Genomic DNA, 14,437 nt, shown 5'->3' with positions numbered 1-14,437 from the left:
TTTTCTCTTCAGGAAGTAAGCGATGTACGGCGAATTCAGTCTCTACGGTGTGTTCGTACCCACCTTGCTGGCGTTGATGACGCTGGCCTACCTGCTCAACAGCGCCATCGGCGCGCTGCTGACCCGCGCCGGTGCGTATCGCCATGTCTGGCACCCGGCGCTGTTCAACCTGGCGCTGTACATCGCGCTGCTGGGCGGCCTGTTTTTCCTTACCCGTTGGATGCAATCGTGAACAAGCTGATCAAGAGTGCGGGGCCGGCGTTGCTGACCCTGGCAATGGTGGTGGTGGCCGCGTTGGTGCTGCAGCACCTGTGGCGTTACTACATGGAGGCGCCGTGGACGCGCGATGCGCACGTAGGCGCCGATGTGGTGCAGGTGGCGCCGGATGTGTCCGGGCTGGTGGAATCGGTGGCGGTGGCCGACAACCAGGCGGTCAAGCGCGGCCAGCTGCTGTTTGTGGTGGACCGCGCGCGCTATGCGATTGCGCTGGAACAGGCGCGCGCCGCGCTGGCCGAGCGCCAGGCCACGTTGAGCCAGTTGCGCCGCGAGATCGCGCGCGACCGCAGCCTGCAAGACCTGGTCGCCGCCGAGGATGCCGAGGTGCGCCGCTCCAATGTGCAAAAGGCGCAGGCGGCGGTGGCCACCGCGCAATCGGCGGTGGATCTGGCCCAGCTCAATCTGGACCGCACGCAGGTGCGCAGCCCGGCCGATGGCCATGTCAGCGACCGTACCGTGCGGGTGGGCGATTACGTCAGCGCCGGCCGCCCGGTGGTGGCGGTGCTGGACACCGGCTCGTTCCGCGTCGACGGCTATTTCGAAGAAACCCGCCTGCAGGGTGTGCATGCCGGCCAGCGCGTGGATGTGCAGCTGATGGGCGAGCCGGTGACCTTGCACGGGCATGTGCAAAGCATCGCTGCCGGTATCGAAGACCGTTACCGCAGCGGCAGCGCCGGCGCGTTGCCCAACGTCACCCCGGCGTTCGACTGGGTGCGGCTGGCGCAGCGCATTCCGGTACGCATCGTGCTGGATCAGGTGCCGGCGCGCGTGCAGCTGATCGCCGGGCGCACCGCCACCGTAACCATCCTGCCGGACGCCGTGCGCGACGCTGCCACCGCGCCTGCCCGCGTGCAGGCCAAGGCCGCGCCATGAACCGCACCGTATTGCGTCCCCTGGGACTGGCCACGCTGCTGGCCACATTGAGCGCCTGCACCACGGTCGGCCCGAACTACGCGGTGCCGGCGGAGTCGGCCTACCAACGCCCGGCCGCCAATGCCGCGTTTGGCGACACCGGCAACGACCAGGTGCAGGCCGGCGCACCGCTGCCGGCACGCTGGTGGGCGCTGTATCAGGACCCGATGCTGGATGGCCTGATCGAACAGGCCTTGCGCGACAACGTCGAGTTGAAGGTCGCCGGTGCCAACCTGCGCCGCGCCGCCGCGGTGTACGAACAGGCGCTGGACGCGGGCGGCTTCGATTACGAAGTGGAGGCCGGCGTCAGCCGCGCGCAGGTGTCGGCCGAGGCGTTCCTGCAGCAGAAAAAGCTGCCGGTGTTCAACCTGGCCGATGGCAAGTTCGGGGTGTCGTATCAGTTCGATCTGTTCGGCAAGCTGCAACGTGGCGCCGAAGCCGCTCAGGCCGATACGCAAGTCGCTCAGGCCACGATCGATCTGGCCCGCGTCAACGTGGCCGCGCAGGTCGCCGGCAGTTATGTGGAGATCTGCCACGCCAATCACGAGCTGCATGTGGCCGAGCATTCGCTGCAATTGCAGCAGCGCAGCCGCGACATCACCCAACGCCTGATCGATGCCGGCCGTGGCACACCGCCCGATCTGGCCCGCGCCACCGCGCAGGTGGCGATGCTGGAAGCGGCGCTGCCGCCGCTGCGCGCGCGCCGCCAGGCGGCTGGTTACCAACTGGCCGCGCTGCTCGGCAAGACGCCTGGCGAAGTGCCTGCCGGTGTGGACAGCTGCGCGGACGCGCCGGCCTTGCAGCAACCGATTCCGATCGGCGACGGCCGCGCGTTGCTGGCGCGTCGCCCGGACGTGCGCCAGGCCGAGCGCCGGCTGGCCGCGGCCACTGCGCGCATCGGCGTGGCCACTGCCGAGCTGTATCCGGATATCCGCCTGGGCGGCTCGATCAGCGCCACCGGCCTGCTGGCCGACTTCGGCGAACCGGCCACACATGCCTGGTCGTTTGGCCCGCTGATTTCGTGGACGCTGCCGTCCAGCGGCGCGCGTGCCCGCATCCGTGCCACCGAAGCCGGCGCGGACGTGGCGCTGGCGCAGTTCGACAACACCGTGCTGCAGGCGCTGCGCGAGGTGCAGACCACCTTGTCGCGCTATGCGCAGGATCTGGACCGCCTGCATCTGCTCGAACAGGCGCAGCAACAGGCCGAGCTGGCGTCTTCGCAGAACCGCCGGCTGTATCAAGGCGGGCGCACGCCGTATCTGTCCAGCCTGGATGCCGAGCGCACGCTGGCCACCGCCGACATGACGCTGGCCAATGCGCAGGCGCAGGTCTCGCAGGATCAGCTGCAGCTGTTCCTGGCGCTGGGCGGCGGTTGGGAAACGATGGCCGGCCACACCGATACGACGGCCGCACGATGAAGGCGCTGCTGCGCGATCGTCAGGCCTGGCTGTTTTCGGCCAAGACCTTCGCCGCCTCGATCGCGGCGTTGTATGTGGGGCTGGCCGGCAATCTGTCGCGGCCGTACTGGGCGATGGCCACGGTCTACATCGTCTCGCAACCGCTGCTCGGCCCCACCCGCGCCAAGGGCGTGTACCGCGTGCTCGGCACCTTGCTGGCCGTCGCGGCAACCCTGGTGATGTTGCCGAACCTGGTGGAGACGCCATTGCTGCTCAGTGCGGCGATGGCATTGTGGCTGTCGGCCTGCCTGTTCCTGGCGCTGCTCAATCGCGGCCCGCGCGGTTATGCGTTCTTGCTGGCCGGCTACACCACCGCGTTCATCGGCTTCCCGGCGGTGACCGCGCCGGAGGGCATCTTCGACACCGTGGTGGCGCGCAGCGAGGAGATCATCCTGGGCACGGTGATGGCGGTGCTGTTCGCGTCGCTGGTGTTTCCCGCCTCGGTGCGACCGATGCTCACCGCGCGCATCGGCAACTGGATGCAGGACGCGGCGGCATGGTGTCGCCAGGTGTTGCAGCGCGGCCCATCACAGGCGCCGCGCAATCACCTGGCGGCAGACCTGGTGCAGTTCGAGGCCTTGATCGCCTTCGTGCGTCATGATGACCCGCGCCATGCCGGTGCCGCGCCCACGCTGGAACACTTGCGCGCACGCATGCTGTTGTTGCTGCCGGTGCTGTCGTCGATCGCCGACCGCCTGGATGCGGTGCAGCGCGACGGGTCTGCGTTGTCGCCCGATATCGCTGCGCTGCTGGACGACGTCGCTGCCTGGGTGGATCAGGGTGACCAAGCGCGCAACGAAGATGATGTTGCCGCATTACGCGCACGTATCGCCGCGCACCACCCGGTGGTGGATCAGGACATCGAACATCTGCTGTTGGCCAGCTTGCTGCTGCGGCTGGAAGAACTGCTAGACCTGTGGCAGGACTGCCGCGCGCTGGAGCAAGCGTTGGTACAGGGCACCGCGACTCCTGTGTTGCGTGCATTGCCGGGTGCGGCGAGACACCCTGCAACGGCGGAATCATCCAACCGGGCTGACACTGCGCAAAGCGATCCCCCTGTGCGTTCTCGCACGCGGTCTTCGTTGCTGCAGATTCTGGGCTGGTCGCGACGCGATGCTGCAACCGCAGTTCCACCAGAGCAGGCTGAGGCTGCATTGCTTGGGCACACTGGGCAGCTACGTCAGCGCTCCTCGCTATTGCAGCGACTTACCGGGTCACCGCGCAATACAGCCGATGCACCGGCACCTGCCAGCAACGCACGCCATATCGATTTCGGCATGGCCGCATTCTCCGCACTCAGCGCGGGCTTTGCGTTGATGGCGTACTGCGTGCTGTGGATCGGCATCGGGTGGGAAGGCGGCGGCAACGGCGCGATGATGGCCGCGGTGACCGCCGCGTTTTTCGCCGCACAGGACGACCCTGCGCCGAGCATGCTCACGTTCCTGACCTGGGCGGTGGTGGCCAGCGTGGTCGCCGGCATCTATCTGTTCGGCATCTTCCCGGCCATCCACGATTTCCCGATGCTGGTGCTGGTGCTGGCGGCGGTGTTCCTGCCGATCGGCGCGTTGCTGCATCGCCCCAAGAGCATGTTGATCGCGCTGCCGCTGGTGGTGAATCTCACCGCGTTGTTGAGTTTGCAGAACACCTATAACGCCAACATCCAGAGCTTCGTCAACGCGGCGGTGGCGATGGTGTTGGGCATTGGATTTGCCGTGGTGCTGACGCGGTTGTTCCGCTCGGTGGGCGCCGAATGGAGCGCGCGCCGGCTGGTGCGCCAGGGCTGGCGCACGTTGGCCGAGGCTGCGGAGGGCCACGGTGCACAAGACCGGCAACAGTTCGCCTCCCGCATGCTGGACTTGCTTGGCTTGCTCGCACCACGCTTGGCATTGACGCCGGAAGGCAGCGATCTGGCCTCGGTGGATATGCTCAACGAAGTGCGTGTGGGCTTGAACATCCTGCAGCTGCGCGGTGCGCGGCACGGGTTGCCGCAGCCGAGCAGGGAGGCGGTTGACGCGATTCTGGCCGAGGTTGCGGCGCACTACCGGCAGCAGGTTGCACACAAGCGGCCATTGCCTGGGCCGGATGCGCTACGCGATCGCCTGGATGCGTCGCTGACGCGCGTGGGCAAGGTACCAGCAGGGACGCATCGCGATGAAGCGCTGCTGGGTTTGATTGGGCTGCGTTACAGCGTGTTTGCAAAGACGGTACAGCAGCCCAAAGACATCACACAGAAGCCATCTGCTTTAGCCCCTCTCCCCTCGGGGCGATAAGGCACTGCTTGCGCGCCACTGGCGCGCGTGCCTTGGAGCGCCCGCGCCGCAAGCGCGGGCCGGGGCGCGGAGCGGGGGTTGGGGTGAGGGTACGGGGCGAAGCCACTGGCAATAGATCACACGAGGCTTCGCACGTACCCTCATCCGCCCTTCGGGCACCTTCTCCCGCAGGGAGAAGGGAACGGCTCAGCCCGCACGCAACACATCAGCGCTTGCGCTGATGCATCGCCGCTTCGTCGTCCAGCCAGTTGCTGCCCTTGTTGGTCAGGAAGAACATGTACACCACCAACGACACCGCGATCACCGCAGTTGCGTAGATCACGAACTCGCTCACGTGGCCGGTCTTCAACGAGGCCTGGTACAGCAACGGCGCAGTGCCACCGAACGCAGAGTTCGCCAACGCATAGCCCAGGCCCACGCCCAGCGCGCGCACGTGGGTCGGGAACAGTTCGGCCTTCACCACTGCATTGATCGAGGTGTAGCCGGTCAGGATCACAAAGCCCACGGTGAGGATCGCGAACGCGGTCAGCCAGTCGGTCTGCTTGGGCAGCTCCATCACCAGGAACCAGGTGTAGAGCACCCCGCCGATGCCGAAGAACACCAGCAGGCTCTTGCGCCCGACGATGTCGGACAGCCAACCGCCAATGGGCTGCATCAGCATCAGCACCGTCAGCGCGACCAGGTTGATGATGGTGCCGGCCATCACGTCGCCACCGGCGAACGCGGTCTGGATCATCTTCGGGCCGGTCACCGAATAGGTGTAGAACGCGATCGTGCCGCCCGCAGTGATCAGGAAGCACAGCAGCAGCGGACGCCACTGATTGACGAACAGCTCGCGCATCGAGCCGGAGGCCTTGGCCTTGCCGGTGCGCGAATCGGCGATGGATTCGGAGCTCAGCGACTCGTCCATGCTCTGGCGCAGCCAGAACACCACCAACGCACCGATGCCGCCCAGGCCGAACGCTACGCGCCAGCCCCACTCGGACACCTGCGGCGCATCGAAGAAATGCAGCATCACCAGCAACGTGGTCTGCGCCAGTACATGCCCGCCAACCAGCGTGACGTAATGGAACGACGACAGAAACCCGCGCCGGCCCGGAATCGCCGCCTCGGACATGTAGGTCGCACTGGTGCCGTATTCGCCACCGGTGGCAAAGCCCTGCACCAGGCGCGCCAGCAACAGGATGATCGGCGCGGCGATGCCGATCGTGGAGACCGTCGGGGTGATCGCGATGACGAACGAGCACAGCGCCATCATCGACACCGAAATGGTCAACGCCAGGCGCCGGCCGTAACGGTCGGCAAAGCGGCCGAAGTACCACGCGCCGATCGGGCGCATCAGGAAGGTCATCGCAAAGATCGCCCACACGAACATCGTGGCGTTCTTGTCTTCCTTGGAGAAGAACTGCGATTCGAAATAGACCGCAAACACCGAGTAGACGTAGACGTCGTACCACTCGACCAGATTGCCGGCCGAGCCCTTGAGCGTGTTGGACACCGAACGGCGAAGGCTACCGGGAGCTGCGCCAGAACCGGCGGCAATCGGGGACGTTGGGGGTGCGCTCATGCAGTCAGAACCTTGTGGGTGGACACCCGGCAGTATAGGTGCGCGCTTGTGTGACGCATGTAAGCATTTCGGCGCATAGGCAGGCGCCACGCAAGCGGCTAGTGCGTCCCGTTTGCGAGCGGGCGGCAGCCAACGCGGAGCGTGCGCTTGTGTCGTTCCACAGCGACGTCCAATAAGTGCGCTTATAGCGCTTCAGCCCGCTTTCGGCGTCGGCGCAGCAAGCGATTTGCCGCATTGGATACCGATCGATGACTAGGGCAGCACCTGCTTGAGCGTATCGATAAACGCACGCAGGCCCGGTGGAATCTGGCGATGTCCCGGGTAATACAGCACCAGTCCCGGAATGGCCGGGCACCACTGCTCCAGCACGCGCACCAGCGTGCCACGCGCCAGTGCAGGCATCGCCGCATGCTCGGGCACATAGGCGATGCCAAGGCCGGCCTCGGCGGCCTCGCTCATCATCAGGATCTGGTCCAGCGTCAGCCGCCCCGGCACGTCGATCACCACCTCCTGACCGCGCCGCTCGAACTCCCAGCGATACAGCCTGCCGCTGGGCATGCGATGCCGGATGCACGCATGACGATGCAGATCCTCCGGCGTGTCCGGGCTGCCGGCGCGCTGCAGATATGCAGGTGCGGCCACCGCGATGAAACGCGTCTGCCCGCCGAACGGCACCGCAATCATGTCCTGCGGCACCGACTCGCTCAGGCGAATGCCGGCGTCGAAACCGGCCGCCACGATATCCACCAGCCGCCCTTCGCTCACCAGGTCCACCGACAGCGCCGGATACCGCGCCAGCACCTCCGGCACCACCTGCTGCAACAACAGCCGCACCACCACTTCAGGCGCGTTGATGCGCACCGTGCCGGTGGGCCCGCTGCGGAAGGCGTCCAGTTCGCTCAACGCCTGCTCCACATCCTGTAGCGCCGGCACCAGCTTTGCGTACAGGCGCTCGCCCGCTTCGGTCAGCGAGACGCTGCGCGTGGTCCGGTGCAGCAGGCGCACGCCGAGGTTGCGTTCCAACGCGCTGATCAGGTGGCTGAGCGAGGACGGCGCCAGCCCCAGCTCGGTGGCCGCACGCCGGAAGCTGCGGTGCACGGCCACACTGGTGAACGCGGCCAGGTCATTGAAGGTGGGCTTGGGCATTAGTGGTCAAAACGCATCAACGCATTCGAATTCTATGGCATAGACCCATCAATCCCCCGCGCCTAGGGTGGTGTTCCTTCCCCACGCAAAGGCAATGCCCATGTCCAGGACCTGGCTTATCACAGGCGCATCTTCCGGCTTCGGCCGCGGCTTGGTCGAAACACTGCTGGCACGCGGCGAGCGTGTCGCGGCCACGGTACGGCGCGCGGATGCGCTGGCCGATCTGCAGACACTGCACGGCGAGGCATTGCACGTGTTTCAGCTCGATCTGCGTGACAGCGCAGCAGTGCGCGAGGTCGTGGCCCAGGCCTTCCAGACCCTGGGCAGGATCGACGTATTGATCAGCAACGCCGGCTACGGCACGCTCGGTGCGGCCGAGGCCGCCACCGATGCGCAGGTGCGTGCGGTCATCGACACCAACCTCGTCGGCTCCATCACGCTGATCCAGGCAGCGCTGCCGCACTTGCGTCGTCAAGGTGGCGGGCACGTAGTGCAGGTGTCCTCCGAAGGCGGCCAGATCGCCTATCCCGGTTTCAGCCTGTATCACGCCAGCAAATGGGGCATCGAAGGCTTTGTCGAAGCCGTCGCGCAGGAAGTGGCCGGCTTCGGGATCCACTTCACCCTGGCCGAACCCGGCCCGGCACGCACCAATTTCGGCGCCGCGCTGGTCAGGACCGACATCCCGTCCGACTACGCCGGCACACCGGTCGACGCACTCAGCCGCGCACTGGACGACGGCAGCTGGGTCATCATCGGCGACCCGGAGCGCATGGTCGCGGCGATGATCGCCTGCACCGAACAATCGCCACCGCCGTTTCGCCTGGTCATGGGCGGCAGCGCGTACCACGCCATCCGCGATGCGTTGACCACGCGGCTGGCCGCGCTCGAAAACCAGCGCGACATCGCGTTTTCCACCGACTATCCGGAAGCAGTCGCCTGATTCAACGCCGACCCCGTCAGCGAGTTACCACCGGATCATTGGCACCGGTTCGCTAGAGCATGCCTCAGCCCTGCCCATCACAGGTTTCCACATGACGAGCGCTGACGGCAGCTGGACAGCTCAGCCTGTTGCGCAGGCAGCGGCCCACCGGGTCATTCGCACTGATGTTAGCCGCGGAGCCAATGCAAGAACCCTTTGGGCGATGGCTTATCGAGGCTCTTTGCTTGTCGCGCGACTCGTTGCTTGTTCACCTCGATCTCTACTGCCTCTTCGTATCGCGCCCGGGTGTTCTCCTGAAAAGGATCCGACGTTGCCGATGTTGACCCGTTGGCGAACTCAAAATGCTCGAGATCTGGTGACGCCCGAGTTGACGCGTCCCGAAAATAATCCAGTGTTGGCGGAGCTGATATCGGCAAGCCCTGAGGCGACTCCGAACCTGACGCAGCAAGCCTTGACGCTTCTTGAAACCGGGACATGAGCGCCTTCAACGACGCAGACGGTTCCGGCGCGTTGCGAAGCTTGCGCAGATCGTGAGCCTGATAACGCTGCAACAAGTGACGCTCCATCTCTTCCATGAATTCTATTTTCTTCAGAAAGTCTTTTCTTTCTGGGCTGACATCGACGTTGTGCTTTTCAGGATCTTGACTGACCGTTTCGCTAGCGCCTGAATTTTCATCATGCTCCATGCCCTGGATCTTTTCATAAAGTACGATGCCTTCGATGTCGTTGTTATCGGAAAATAAATTGAAGATATCCTGTTTGTGGGATTCATCGATTTTCTGCCAGAAAAGGTTTTTTGGGTTGGCGTCATGCGCCCAGGGTATCGAAAGCTCATTGTCTGGCTTGTCGATGTCGTCTTGTTCTGCCTCGCTCAATCCTTCGTTGATTTTTTCCTCGATGGCCACACGTCCTTCTGGCGCAGCCGCATTTTTTCCCGGCTCTTCGAGCTCTTCGATTTCGCTGTGCGTGCTGGTGCCGCCGACGTTTAGGAGATGCGCTTGAACGGATGAAGCGGGCTTGTTCATGGCATCGCTAAAAACACCAAGTGGCGCCTCAGCTTCGTGCATCTCTTTTGTTTCTTTGAAAAGTTGTGCCAGCGTTTTGCCTCTTCTGGGCACGTGCGCGGCTCTGACCGGGGCTTGGCCAAGCGTTGCCTGCGTAGCTGGCGCTTCCGCAGGCATTTCACTCGTCGGTCGGGATGCACTGACGCCAGCGGTGGGACTGGCGTCAGGCGATAGCCTGCCACCAGGCGTGAGGCTGTTTTTGCGTGATGTGCTTGCCCCAGAAGTGAAACACAATGTCTGAAGTAAATTTTTCTCGGACTTGACGCTGGGTTTCTGCGATGTCTTCCGACTGGGCGGCCTGCGCGCAAGCGGACTGCCAGGGTCAGGAGCTCGATTGCCCGGCGGCTGGTGCGCGTCCACTCTTGTGTCGCTCGGACCTTGGGCAGCAGATTGCGGCTGCTGTTTATGAAATTTTGGTATGGACAGCAATCTCAAGGGAGGACCTCATCCGATATGAGCGGCCCGCACTGTAGGTGCCTGTGCATTGACCAACGTTGCGGGCAGTCATCGGGGCAGATGTCGTGACTGAATCTATTGCTCAGGTCTGCGCGCGAACGCGTCATGGCTCCTGCAAATTGTTCTGACAAATCTATCGTTGCTCCAACCTCCCATGAACCGCACCTCCAGTTCACGATAGAAGACGAAATACTAGGGCTTTGGGCGAACAATCCAGCGCCACATGCCAAGGAGTTAACACTAACTTTACGATTGGTTTGGAGCGGCTATCAAAAGGACTGCGCTTACCGCCAGGCGGGCGCGGCCGGTGTTTGGAATCGGCATGTGCCATTCGTACACTGCGGTTTTTCCGCGCTGTCCAGACCCACTGCATGGGGGCGCGTCAAACGCATTGAGATGATGACCGGACAATGCGCCTGCCCCAGCGCAGAACGACGCTGAGGGCAAAGGCGATATCCGATGGACAAGTCATGGCAATAAACCGCTTGGCATGCAGGATGCCCACGTCGCGGCGGGTTACTCATGCCTCTTCTTAATTCCCCTTCACAACCTGCATGACGCCAGCCTTGCCAGAATGCTGGCCGCTTGAGGCCGCGACGGCAGGGGAACGGGAGTTGGATGCATGACATGGATCATCGTGGCCGCAGTCGTCACCACCTTGCTGGTGGGGCTGCTGCTGCTCAACTTCGCCACGCCTGAGAAAAAGCTCGAGCACATCCCGAGCCATTGCTACGACGTTGCCGACCCGCAGTTCAAGCGCGAGATGTCGGTGTTGCTGGGGCCGGCGATCCTGCCCGGCAACAAGATCCAGGTGCTGCACAACGGCCACGAGATCTTCCCGGCGATGCTGGCCGCCATTCGTAGCGCGCAGCGCACTATCACCTTCGAAACCTACATCTACTGGTCGGGCGAGATCGGCCGCGAGTTCAGCCAGGCGCTGGCCGAGCGCGCCCGCGCCGGGGTCAAGGTGCGCGTCACCATCGACTGGGGCGGCAGTCTGAAAATGGATGCCGCGCTGGTCGATGACATGACCGACGCCGGGGTGGAGGTGCATCGCTACCGCCCGCTGACCTGGTACAACCTGCACCGCGTCAATAACCGCACCCATCGCAAGCTGCTGGTGATCGATGGCCGCATCGGCTTCACCGGTGGCGTGGGCGTGGCCGACCAGTGGATGGGCGATGCGCAGGACCCGGAGCATTGGCGCGATTCGCATTACCGCATCGAAGGCCCGGTGGTGGCGCAGGTGCAGGCCGCCTTCAACGACAACTGGATCAAGAGCACCGGCCGTGTGCTCAACGGCGCCGAGTACTACCCCGAGTTGGCGCCGGCCGGCGACAGCGACGCGCAGTTGTTCGTGGCCTCGCCGGCGGGCGGCAGCGAGAGCATGCATCTGATGTATCTGATCGCCATCGCTGCGGCGCGTACGTCGATCGATCTGGCCGCGGCGTATTTCGTGCCGGATGCGCTGATCACCCGCTCGCTGCTGGAAGCGCGTGCGCGCGGCGTGCAGATCCGCGTGCTGCTGCCCGGCAAGCATATCGACGCGATCTCGGTGCGGCTGGCCTCCAAGGCCAGTTGGGAGCCGCTGCTGCAGGCCGGTATCGCCATCCACGAATTCCTGCCCACCATGCTGCACACCAAGCTGCTGATCATCGACGGCCTGCTGGTCTCGGTGGGCTCCACCAACTTCGACATCCGCTCGTTCCGCCTCAACGACGAGGCCAGCTTGAATGTCTACGACCGTGCGCTGGCCGCGCAGATGACCGAGGTGTTCGAGCGCGACCTGCAACGGGCCGAGCTGTACACGCTGGAACGCTGGCGCAAGCGGCCGCTGCGGCAGAAGCTGGGCGAGAAGCTGGTCGTCCCGTTCCGCTCGCAGGTGTAGGCAACTGCCGCCTCCCGCCTGGTACTGAGCGCACCCGCGCTCAGCGCCGCAAGCGCGCGTGAGCGGTCACGCCTGCAAGCGCAACTGGCGCAAGCGCCACCACAGCCCGCCAACGTGGACCAGCGAATACAGCACCAGCGCCGCAGCAATCCCCAGCGTCAACGGGCTGGCCTGCGAGCCGGCCGCCGCCGCGCCCGCGCTGAAGGCGCCATCGGCCCAGCGCCAGGCCAGCCGCCCGAGCAGCACCAGCGTCAGCCCGCCGCCGATCCACGGATTGGGCGTGTACCAGCCGCGGCCCTCTACCCATTCGGCATGCGTATAACGCAGCGACAGCGCGCCCAGCCCGATGCCCACCAGCGTTCCCACGGCGATCCCTGGCCGCACCTGCGGCAAGCCATAGACCGCGTACGCCAGCGCCGCCGCCGCAATGACCAGCACCACGGTACGCACCGCCGTGCTCACCGGCTTCCATTGCTGGCGGCCGAAGCTGCGCCGGATGCGCCGGTAGTAGAGAAAGGCGATGGCCGCCATCGAGAGATACGGGGTCAGCGGTGCGATGGCAGCAGCGGGCATGGCGATTCCTTTCCAGGTGAGATGCAGGTGAGGTGACCGCCGCAGAATGAAACCAGCTGCCAACGCGAACAAGGTGCCAAGTGTCACTTTCTGCAGGGGCAGTCTGGTTGCCCCACCGGCCTCCGCCACACGCGACGATCGCGACAGACCGCTGATCTCCACGCGGTGCGCAGCTCCCTGCCACGGCCGGTGAACGCCCCGCTCCCGCGCGCCAGCCATTGCCACACGCGAACCGGAGCCGCACGGGTAGACTTGCCGGCAGAGCTCCCCCACCGCAGTGCCATGTCCGCCATCAAGCAAGAAGCCCACACGCTGATCGACACGCTGCCCGAGACGGCAGGATGGGACGACGTGGCCCGCGTCGTGGACACCGCCAGCTTCGAGGCTGCGGTGCTGGACGGCATTGCCGCAGCGGATCAGGGCGCGGTTGCCGCCCCGGCACAGGTCACGGCACTGTTCGCCAAATGGGGCGTTGATGTTGCGGCGTGACTGGACCGTCCCGGCCGCCAGGCAACTTGCATACGCCCAGGATCACTACCACGCGCTCAACCCGACCGCCGCCGCCGCGATGGCGCGGCAGGTGCTGGAAGCCACCCGCACCCTAGCCGAGCAACCGGGCCGTGGCCGCGCCGGCCGGGTCGCCGGCACTCGCGAATGGGTGGTCAAGCAGACGCCGTACGTGCTGGTCTACCGCGTGCGCGACGACGCGCTGCAGCTGCTGCACGTTCAAGTCGACGCCAAAGACTGGCTACCCCGTACCGAGCCGAAAGGCGAACGCCTGGACCCGTGGATCGCCTCACTGGTCAGCGCCCTGCTGCACGTGCTGATGCTGCTGATCCTGCTGTCGGCCTCCACCCCCACCATGACCCCGCCGCAGGGCTCGGCCAGCGGCGGCCGCACCAAGGTGGATTTCGTCGGCGACACCTCCACGCCCGACCAGCCGGTTCCGTCCCCGACGCCCACCCCGCCCTCGCCAACGCCCGCACCGGTGCAGCCACCACCAGCCGCCTCGCCGGTGCAGTCCACCCTGGTCAAGACCGCCAAGAACCCGATCCCGCCGGCAGGCAACACCCGCCGCGGCGGCTTGGTCGAGCAGCGCCAGGCGCAACCGGTGCAGCGCCCCACCCCGCCGCAACCGCCGGCAGAACCCTCATCGCCGCCGCAGCGCCGCCCCCAGACCTGGACCGGCCGCCCACCGGGCATGCTCGAAGAAGAGGCCGATGCCGCCGAAGACGGCATGTCCAACACGCCCACCATCAGCGAAGGCCGCCGCCGCGACCGCAACAACGCCCAACCCAGCATGGATGTGGGCGGCTACCAGGTCTATTACGAAGTGCGCAGCGAAACCCAGCTGCGCAACTGGCGCGACCAGGGCATGAAGGAAGTGGCCATCATCCTGCCCGGCACCCAGTACCGCATGGTCTGCCCGCTGGAAGTCGCGCTCAAGCGCGGGTCCAGCAAATGCCGCCTGCTGCCGCCGGACTCCCCCGAGCTGAAAGACATCGGCGATGCCCGCGAGGTCATCAACATGATGGAGGTCTACAAGCAGGGCGAGCCGGTATGGCGCGGGCCTGGGCCGTATCGGTGAGTGGTGGGACATGCGGCAGACATTGGCTAACGTAGAACTCAAGCCAAGGTATAGCGCGTTACCAAGTCACCCTACTGCTTGCACTTGATCTAAATTTCGATCATTCCGAGTGCAGTCGGAGACCGGCATGCCATCGATCACTGTCCACAATATTCCGGGCGACGTTTATCTCGCCATCCGCGAACGCGCTGCGCAACAACGCAGGAGCATGGCCGCCTGCGGGCCGTTTTTTTTAATGCACCCGTGCCATCGGGATGGACCTTGACGCTGGTGGAGTCCAGCGAGACTGCTTCGATTTTG

Annotated in this window: 12 protein-coding genes and 1 pseudogene; 9 read left to right on the top strand and 4 right to left on the bottom strand. The window is 65.1% G+C overall.

The features are described 5' to 3' along the window. Nucleotides 1-22: 22 nt before the first annotated feature. The 4 genes from XcyCFBP4188_RS19975 to XcyCFBP4188_RS19960 are packed head-to-tail and all read left to right on the top strand — an operon-like array spanning nt 23 to nt 4,915. On the top strand, nt 23-232 hold the full coding sequence (locus tag XcyCFBP4188_RS19975; RefSeq protein ID WP_005996740.1) for a DUF1656 domain-containing protein: 210 nt from the start codon (nt 23-25) through the stop codon (nt 230-232). Then, nucleotides 229-1,149: an efflux RND transporter periplasmic adaptor subunit gene (locus XcyCFBP4188_RS19970; RefSeq protein ID WP_167393577.1), complete on the top strand. Its 921-nt coding sequence runs from the start codon at nt 229-231 to the stop codon at nt 1,147-1,149. Before XcyCFBP4188_RS19975 ends, XcyCFBP4188_RS19970 begins: the two co-directional genes overlap by 4 nt. Further along, a complete protein-coding gene (locus tag XcyCFBP4188_RS19965; protein ID WP_104592703.1) occupies nt 1,146-2,606 on the top strand; it encodes an efflux transporter outer membrane subunit in 1,461 nt (486 codons plus the stop codon). The genes XcyCFBP4188_RS19970 and XcyCFBP4188_RS19965 overlap by 4 nt, the downstream gene beginning before the upstream one ends. Then, entirely contained in the window at nt 2,603-4,915 is a 2,313-nt protein-coding gene (locus XcyCFBP4188_RS19960) for an FUSC family protein (RefSeq protein WP_006452473.1), read from the top strand. Before XcyCFBP4188_RS19965 ends, XcyCFBP4188_RS19960 begins: the two co-directional genes overlap by 4 nt. Nucleotides 4,916-5,120: 205 nt before the next feature. Here XcyCFBP4188_RS19960 and XcyCFBP4188_RS19950 read toward each other — a convergent pair whose 3' ends face one another. Further along, a complete protein-coding gene (locus XcyCFBP4188_RS19950; RefSeq protein ID WP_043907075.1) occupies nt 5,121-6,482 on the bottom strand; it encodes an MFS transporter in 1,362 nt (453 codons plus the stop codon). A gap of 252 nt (nt 6,483-6,734) precedes the next feature. After that, the gene (locus tag XcyCFBP4188_RS19945; RefSeq protein ID WP_006448394.1) at nt 6,735-7,628 is read right to left on the bottom strand and encodes a LysR family transcriptional regulator; all 894 of its coding nucleotides are present in this window, start codon (nt 7,626-7,628) and stop codon (nt 6,735-6,737) included. Nucleotides 7,629-7,728: 100 nt separating this feature from the next. Here XcyCFBP4188_RS19945 and XcyCFBP4188_RS19940 point away from each other — a divergent pair, with 100 nt between their 5' ends. Further along, a complete protein-coding gene (locus XcyCFBP4188_RS19940) occupies nt 7,729-8,568 on the top strand; it encodes an SDR family oxidoreductase (RefSeq protein WP_104592701.1) in 840 nt (279 codons plus the stop codon). A gap of 167 nt (nt 8,569-8,735) precedes the next feature. Here XcyCFBP4188_RS19940 and XcyCFBP4188_RS19935 read toward each other — a convergent pair whose 3' ends face one another. Then, nucleotides 8,736-9,749, bottom strand: coding sequence for a hypothetical protein (locus XcyCFBP4188_RS19935; protein WP_104592700.1), 1,014 nt, complete (start codon nt 9,747-9,749; stop codon nt 8,736-8,738). A 961-nt stretch (nt 9,750-10,710) separates the two neighbouring features. Here XcyCFBP4188_RS19935 and XcyCFBP4188_RS19925 point away from each other — a divergent pair. Continuing rightward, nucleotides 10,711-11,976, top strand: a complete 1,266-nt coding sequence (locus XcyCFBP4188_RS19925; RefSeq protein ID WP_167393576.1) for a phospholipase D-like domain-containing protein — start codon at nt 10,711-10,713, stop codon at nt 11,974-11,976. 66 nt (nt 11,977-12,042) lie between these two features. On the opposite strand, the gene XcyCFBP4188_RS19920 is transcribed toward XcyCFBP4188_RS19925, so the two are convergent. Further along, a complete protein-coding gene (locus XcyCFBP4188_RS19920; RefSeq protein ID WP_074056319.1) occupies nt 12,043-12,549 on the bottom strand; it encodes a CcdC protein domain-containing protein in 507 nt (168 codons plus the stop codon). Nucleotides 12,550-12,831: 282 nt separating this feature from the next. Between XcyCFBP4188_RS19920 and XcyCFBP4188_RS19915 the strand changes: the two genes are divergently transcribed. The 3 genes and pseudogenes from XcyCFBP4188_RS19915 to XcyCFBP4188_RS23810 all read left to right on the top strand — a co-directional run. After that, entirely contained in the window at nt 12,832-13,038 is a 207-nt protein-coding gene (locus tag XcyCFBP4188_RS19915; RefSeq protein ID WP_104592699.1) for a hypothetical protein, read from the top strand. After that, on the top strand, nt 13,025-14,137 hold the full coding sequence (locus XcyCFBP4188_RS19910; protein WP_104592698.1) for a type II toxin-antitoxin system RelE/ParE family toxin: 1,113 nt from the start codon (nt 13,025-13,027) through the stop codon (nt 14,135-14,137). The genes XcyCFBP4188_RS19915 and XcyCFBP4188_RS19910 overlap by 14 nt, the downstream gene beginning before the upstream one ends. Nucleotides 14,138-14,264: 127 nt before the next feature. Beyond that, nucleotides 14,265-14,342: pseudogene (locus XcyCFBP4188_RS23810) on the top strand (hypothetical protein); the annotation flags it as partial. Nucleotides 14,343-14,437 lie beyond the last annotated feature (95 nt).

Origin of the sequence: Xanthomonas hortorum pv. cynarae (assembly GCF_002939985.1) — a bacterium.
Lineage (GTDB): Bacteria > Pseudomonadota > Gammaproteobacteria > Xanthomonadales > Xanthomonadaceae > Xanthomonas > Xanthomonas hortorum_D.
Note: the sequence above shows the minus strand (reverse complement) of the source record. Positions and strands in the feature narration are given on the sequence as shown.